The organism is Collinsella sp. OM04-5, assembly GCF_003439125.1.
Lineage (GTDB): Bacteria > Actinomycetota > Coriobacteriia > Coriobacteriales > Coriobacteriaceae > Collinsella.
The window spans coordinates 24,238-30,917 of record NZ_QSUU01000017.1 but is presented as its reverse complement, the minus strand read 5'-3'; the positions used below and the strand labels follow the sequence as shown (position 1 = coordinate 30,917).

Sequence of the window (6,680 nt, the reverse complement as noted above, 5' to 3'; positions counted from 1 at the left end):
GGCGTGCACTATCCGCTAAAAGCGGATAGTGCACTCCTGTGAAGAACACTTGGTGCTGCAGCTGCCGTGCGCGTAAAAGAAGCAATTGCTGCACATGGGCTCAGCCCCGGCTGACGGCTCGGTAATCCATTCCATTTCATTCCCCTCCTTTCGCGGTAGAAAGCCAGTTCATCTCTGCCCCCTAGAAACGGAACGTGCAGGACTGATTGGGGCACCTCTTCGTGCATCCCCCGTGCGCGTAGAAGAAGCAGTTGCCGCACGCGGGTGCAACGCCTTCCTCCGGCTCGTTAATCCAATCCATCTCTCCCTCCTTTCCTTGCATACCGAATTGATAATGTTATTCTAATTCGATATGTATCATATTTCAATATAAGCTTATTTATATATTACACAAGGTAAGCACCCCCCTGCATCCAGCACAGGAAATGACTCTCTCGTTCCCCAGTGACGCGGCGAGAAATACAGGCCACTGCAGGACGTTGAATGAACAGCCCGTGAAAACCGTTGTTTTCACGGGCTGCACCTGCTCAATACTTTTTTATTCTCCAGCCTCAGTCGTCTCTAAGATCGACCACGTAAACATGATCTGACTCCAGGACCGGGTCATCACCCGTCGCGGTCGCCCTGCTCAGCGCGTTGCGGGCGCGCCGCGTCGCCAGTTCCTCAAGTTCTCTTTCGTTGACGCGCTTAATAAGATCGCCAGGCTGGCAATCAAGCTCTACGCAAATATCCAGCAATGTCTTTAACCTAATTGCCTTCACCTTGCCATTTCGTATTTTTGAGATACTTGCCGGTGTGTGCCCGGTCGCCCGAATGATATCCGTACTCGTCTTTCCGCGTCGAAGCAATAAGCTTTCAAGCTCAATAATCAGATAGTCCATGCCGCCCCTCACACCAAATCCTCGGTCTGGTCTTGAAGCAGAGCTCCGTAGCGCCATATCGCAGAAATCGAGAAGCAGCAAACGGCCCCCAGCACAGCACCAATATCTATGGGCAGGGCCAGGTTTTCAAACATCGAATAGGCGTTCCCCAGCAAGTCGAAGGGGCCAATCACTATCGAAAGAAACCCCGGAGAAAACAAGAGGTCACCTATTGCCGCTGCAACAAACAGCCACCCGATAATCGAGATTCTTCGAGCATGCGAAAGGGTAAAGGGCGATTCGCCATGAGCCATGTCCATGCTGATTCCCCGCAGGGTCCATGTGGCCCCTCCGGAAATCAGAAGATACATCAAAGGAACCACTACGGAAACCGTCTTTGATGGATCATATAGGTTTCCTTGAGCAGCCATAAGCCCAATGGAAATAACCACCACCACCGAACAGCAACACACCGCTATAAACAGCGCCGTAAACAGAATCCCAAGCCTTCTTCCGAGAGTCATCATCTTCTGGATGGACTTATCGATCTTCTGGGCGCTATTCACCACAGCTCCTCCTAAAGCAATCAGAGGTCTTCTTACTTACTGTTTTTCCTACATTGTAACGAACTCGATAAGAAGAGGGTCGCTTCACGCCGCGCAATCCCGAACTCCAAGCGTTTCTCATCAGCATTGCCCATCTTTCGAGTCGAAATTCAAATCCAGTTTCTTATCGCATGCTGAAATCAACCCGAACTGGATGTGACTGGAAAACAGCGCGCTGCGTCGGTCGCGCTTTCCCGAGCGACTCTGGCACAACAGACGATATGAGTTGAACATTGGGGCCTCTCCCCTTGCAGCTCTCTCGTGGGTCGGGCGACAATGGTCGTACCATCAACCGCGGCCGCGCGCTGCGGGCCCTCGGCCTCGGCTGCGTCGTCGGGGCGGTCCCGAAGATGCACCGGCCCGCGGCCGACCGCGGCCGCAAGAACGACCGCCGCGACGCCGAGTGGCTGGCACGCATGCTGGCGCGCCGCAACGTCGTCGAGGTGTGGGTCCCCGACGAGCGCCCTCGAGGACGCGCGCGACGACCTGCAACACGCCAAGCAGCGGATGTCGAAGTTCCTGCTGCGCCACGGCCTCGTCTTCGACGAGACGACGCCGGCCGGCAGGCGCAGGGGCGCCTGGACGGGGGCCTACTGGGACTGGACGGAGTCCCTCTCCTTCGACGAGCCCGACGACGCCGCGGCCTACGAGCACTACATGGACGGAAATGACCTGGTAGAGAACCCTCGCACCGTCTACGTCGCAGGGGACGTAGACGAACTCGTCGAGCACGAGCAGCCTCGCGGGCGACACGTCGTTCAACAGTTTCGACAGCGTTCCCTTGCGCTTCGCGTTGCCGAGCTCGAGAACCAGCTGCGCGGTCTGCCAGAACCTGACCGACATGTCCGCGGCGACCGCGCGCATCGTGAGGGCGACTGCCATGCGCGTCTTGCCGCGCCTGGACTTACCGAAGAAGACGAGGTCTTCGCGCGATTGTTTGTGTCAACGGCCAACTGAATGTGAACCCTTCTTGCATTGTTGCAACCTGGCTGGCAGCCGGTCTTTAATGACGACGACCATTGTCGCCCGACCCACAAAAGAGCCGCAAGGGGAGGAGCTCCCAATGTTCAACTCATATCGTCTATGGCGCACTACCATTCACCGAAAGTCGGCAACTTTTTCATTCTCTCTATACATGTTTAAACAACATGTTCTACAATAGGGACAATAGCAATGGAAACTCGGGACGAGCCGTCTATCCATCTACGGCGCAGCCCCTTATTCAAAAGGACGGTGAGTGCATCCATGGAGCGTGCAAGCGGCGTTCTGATGCCCGTTTCGTCATTGCCCGGACCTTACGGTATCGGCGGCTTTGGCTGGAACGCCTATGACTTTGTCGATTTCCTCGCCTCGTGCAAACAACATTACTGGCAGATTCTCCCCCTTACGACAACGAGCTATGGCGACTCGCCCTATCAGTCGTTCTCGGCCCGTGCGGGCAACCCCAATTTCATCGACTTTGCCGAGCTTATCGAGGCCGGCTATCTGGAGCAGTGCGATATCGACGGCGTGTACCTGGGCTCCGACCCCAGCAATGTCGACTATGGTGCCATCTTTGGTGGCCGTCGTCAGATTCTCGACCGCGCCGCCGAGCGCTTTGCCGCCGACAAGCCGGCCGACTTCGACGACTTTGTCCAAGCAAACGAAGACTGGCTCATCCCCTACTGCGAGTTCATGACCGTCAAGGAGGAGTGCGGTCTCAAGGCCTTTTGGGAGTGGCCCGCAGAGCTCCGTACCCGCGGCGAGGCTTCTGCCAAGGTCTGCGCCGCCCATCCCGCGCGCATGCTCTACCACCAGATGACGCAGTACTTCTTCAATCGTCAGTGGAGCCGCCTCAAGGCCTATGCCAACGAGCGCGATATCCTCATCATCGGCGACCTGCCCATCTATGTCTCGCGCGACTCCGTCGAGATGTGGGCCACGCCCGAGCTCTTTAAGATCGACGCCGCCGGTAATCCTGTGAGTGTCGCCGGCACGCCGCCCGACCAGTTCTCGGCCACCGGCCAGTACTGGGGCAATCCCATCTACGACTGGGACGCCATGGAAGCCGACGGTTTCTCCTGGTGGGAGGGCCGTATCCGCGCCGCCCTCGACATGTACGATGTCATCCGCCTGGATCACTTCCGCGGCTTCGAGGCCTATTGGGAGGTGCCGTTCTCCTCACCCGATTCGTCCTACGGTTCGTGGACGCAGGGCCCCGGCCTCAAGTTCTTCAAGACGCTCGAGGAAAAGCTCGGCACGCTGCCCATCATCGCCGAAGACCTGGGCTTCCTCACCCCCGGCGTCATCGACATGCGCGACAACTCGGGCTTCCCCGGCATGAAGATCTTGCAGTTCGCCTTTGAGGGCACCAACTCGTACTACCTGCCGCACAACTACATTGCCAACACCGTCGCCTATGTGGGCACACACGACAACGAGACGGCGCGCGGTTGGTTTGAGGGAACGGCCACCCCGCGTCAGCGCGAGCAGGCGGCCCTGTACACCCACCAGCAGGCAGGCGAGCCCATGGCCGATGCACTCAACCGCGCCATCGCCGCCAGCGTAAGCGATACCTGCATCTACACCATGCAGGACCTGCTCAACCTGGGCAACGAGGCGCGCATCAACACTCCCGCCACCATGGGCGGCAACTGGACCTGGCGCATGCTCGATGGCGCCATCACCCGCGAGCTCGAGCACAAGCTCACCGGCTGGACCGAGACCTACTTCCGCATCCCGTCGGAAGACGAAATTGAGCTTCCCCAATAGGAGCCACCGCGCCCGACCCCACCCCATCGTGCGGACGCGTCCGTTTTCCCCGCGCGAGGCCACTCCAATCCCTCGCGCGGGCTTCTTTTGAATTTCTGACATGTAATCAACCCATCACAGGAGGAAACATGCCCCGTATCAATCTTGCGGATCTTGCCGAGCAGTCCTTTGGCACCTCGCTCGAGCAGCTCGATGACCGTCGTATTTATAAGCTGCTGGCCAAGCTCGTGCAGGAGCGCTCTGCCGCCTGTCCTCTCAACAACGGCAAGAAAAAGCTCTACTACATCTCTGCCGAGTTTTTGATCGGCAAGCTGCTCATCAACAATATGATCGACCTTGGCATCTATGACGAGGTTAAGGACCAGCTCACCGCCGCGGGCCACGACCTCAACAAGATCGAGGAGTTCGAGGTCGAACCGTCGCTCGGCAACGGCGGCCTGGGCCGTCTGGCCGCATGCTTCCTGGATTCCATCGCCACGCTGGGCTTGACCGGCGATGGCGTGGGCCTCAACTATCACTACGGCCTGTTCCGTCAGCGCTTTGTCGACAACCAGCAGAAGGCCGTCCCCGACGAGTGGCTCGGTGAGCAGGACATCCTAGTCGACGACGACCGCTCCTACACCGTCGAGTTCGGCGATTTTGCCGTTACCTCCAAGCTCGTCAACATCGACGTGCCCGGTTACGGCCAGCCCACCAAGAACCGTCTGCGCCTGTTCGACCTGGCGAGCGTCGACGACGGCCTGGTCCCCGGCAGCTCCATCGACTTCGACAAGACCGAGATCGCCAAGAACCTCACCTTGTTCCTCTACCCCGACGATTCCGACGAGCAGGGCCGCCTGCTTCGCATCTACCAGGAATACTTCATGGTGAGCAACGCCGCCCAGCTCCTGATCGACGAGGCCATCGAGCGCGGCAGCAACCTGCACGATCTGGCCGACTACGCCGTGGTCCAAATTAACGACACGCACCCCACCATGGTCATCCCCGAGCTCATTCGCTTGCTCACCACCGAGCATGGCATCGAGTTTGACGAGGCCGTGACCATCGTACGCTCCCTGGTCGCCTACACTAACCACACGATTCTTGCCGAGGCGCTCGAGAAGTGGCCGCTCGTTAGCCTGCAGAAGGTCTCCCCTGCCATCGCCGACATTATCGTCAAGCTCGATGAGATCGCGAAAGCCGAGCACGATGACCCGCGCGTCGCCATCATCGACGAATACGACACCGTCCACATGGCCCACATGGACATCCACTTTGGCTTCTCCATCAACGGTGTAGCCGCCCTCCACACCAAGATTCTGGAGGACACCGAGCTTCATCCGTTCTACGAGATCTATCCCGAGAAGTTCTCCAACAAGACCAACGGCATCACCTTCCGCCGCTGGATCCATGGGGCCAACCCCGCGCTCGCCAGCCTGCTCGACGATGTAATCGGCACCGACTGGCGCAGCACCGGCGATCTGAACAAACTCGCCAAGTTCGCCGACGACAAGGACGTTCTTGAGCGCCTGGCCGCCACCAAGGTCGAGGCCAAGGCCATCATGCGCCAGTTCATGGCGCTCGAGCAGGGCGTGACCATTCCCTCCAACGCCATCATCGACGTCCAGGTCAAGCGCATCCACGAGTACAAGCGTCAGCAGATGCTCGCGCTCTACATCATCTGGAAGTACTTCGATATCAAGAACGGCAACAGGCCTAAGCACCCTGTCACCATCATCTTTGGCGGCAAGGCGGCGCCTGCCTACACTATCGCGCAGGACATCATCCATCTGATCCTGACGCTGTCGCAGTGGATTGCAAACGACCCCGACGTGGCTCCCTACCTGCAGGTTGTCATGATCGAGAACTACAACGTCACCGCCGCCGAGCGCGTGATCCCCGCCGCTGACATCTCCGAGCAGATCAGCCTGGCCTCCAAGGAGGCGAGCGGCACCTCCAACATGAAGTTCATGCTCAACGGCGCCCTAACCCTGTGCACGCTCGACGGTGCCAACGTGGAGATTGCCGAGCTCGTGGGCGACGAGAACATCTATACCTTTGGTGCCTCGTCCAAACAGGTCGAGCAGCTCTACGCCGACGGCACCTACAACGCCGGTGCGCTCTACCGCAAGCCCGGCATTAAACTGCTGGTGGACTTCATCACCAACCCGGCCTTTATGGCAACCGGCAACGCCGAGCGCCTGCAGCGCCTGCACGACGACATTAAGGGCAAGGACTGGTTTATGGCCCTGCTCGACATTGAGGAGTACATCCAGACCAAGGAGCGCGTGCTGGCCGACTACGAGGACCAGGACGCCTGGATGCGCAAGGCGCTCATCAATATCGCCAACGCCGGCACCTTCTCGTCCGACCGTACGATCTCCCAGTACAACGACGAGATCTGGCACCTGAGCTAATTCGGTTTCATCGCCCATCCTCTTGAAAACGGAGCCACGGCAACGCGGCTCCGTTTTTTGTGCCCGCA

At 58.7% G+C, this 6,680-nt stretch carries 5 protein-coding genes; 2 read left to right on the top strand and 3 right to left on the bottom strand.

All coding sequences use genetic code 11. The features are described from left to right. Positions 1-551: 551 nt before the first annotated feature. From DXB53_RS09435 to DXB53_RS10230, 3 genes are all read right to left on the bottom strand, one after another. Positions 552-881: a helix-turn-helix transcriptional regulator gene (locus DXB53_RS09435; RefSeq protein WP_052044110.1), complete on the bottom strand. Its 330-nt coding sequence runs from the start codon at positions 879-881 to the stop codon at positions 552-554. Positions 882-889: 8 nt separating this feature from the next. Then, the gene (locus DXB53_RS09430) at positions 890-1,426 is read right to left on the bottom strand and encodes a hypothetical protein (protein WP_035137761.1); all 537 of its coding nucleotides are present in this window, start codon (positions 1,424-1,426) and stop codon (positions 890-892) included. Positions 1,427-1,753: 327 nt separating this feature from the next. After that, positions 1,754-2,347: an ATP-binding protein gene (locus tag DXB53_RS10230; RefSeq protein ID WP_084591805.1), complete on the bottom strand. Its 594-nt coding sequence runs from the start codon at positions 2,345-2,347 to the stop codon at positions 1,754-1,756. Positions 2,348-2,638: 291 nt separating this feature from the next. Here DXB53_RS10230 and malQ point away from each other — a divergent pair, with 291 nt between their 5' ends. Both malQ and glgP read left to right on the top strand, forming a co-directional pair. Next, the gene (gene malQ, locus DXB53_RS09420; protein ID WP_255413150.1) at positions 2,639-4,216 is read left to right on the top strand and encodes a 4-alpha-glucanotransferase; all 1,578 of its coding nucleotides are present in this window, start codon (positions 2,639-2,641) and stop codon (positions 4,214-4,216) included. A gap of 128 nt (positions 4,217-4,344) precedes the next feature. Continuing rightward, positions 4,345-6,612, top strand: a complete 2,268-nt coding sequence (gene glgP, locus DXB53_RS09415) for a glycogen/starch/alpha-glucan family phosphorylase (RefSeq protein ID WP_117584247.1) — start codon at positions 4,345-4,347, stop codon at positions 6,610-6,612. The last annotated feature ends 68 nt before the right edge of the window (positions 6,613-6,680 follow it).

Bases quoted from the DNA above. Each gene is read 5' to 3' on its own strand.
- DXB53_RS10230 (WP_084591805.1), bottom strand. From the start codon at position 2,347: ATGGCAGTCGCCCTCACGATGCGCGCGGTCGCCGCGGACATGTCGGTC.
- malQ (WP_255413150.1), top strand. From the start codon at position 2,639: ATGGAAACTCGGGACGAGCCGTCTATCCATCTACGGCGCAGCCCCTTA.
- DXB53_RS09435 (WP_052044110.1), bottom strand. From the start codon at position 881: ATGGACTATCTGATTATTGAGCTTGAAAGCTTATTGCTTCGACGCGGA.
- glgP (WP_117584247.1), top strand. From the start codon at position 4,345: ATGCCCCGTATCAATCTTGCGGATCTTGCCGAGCAGTCCTTTGGCACC.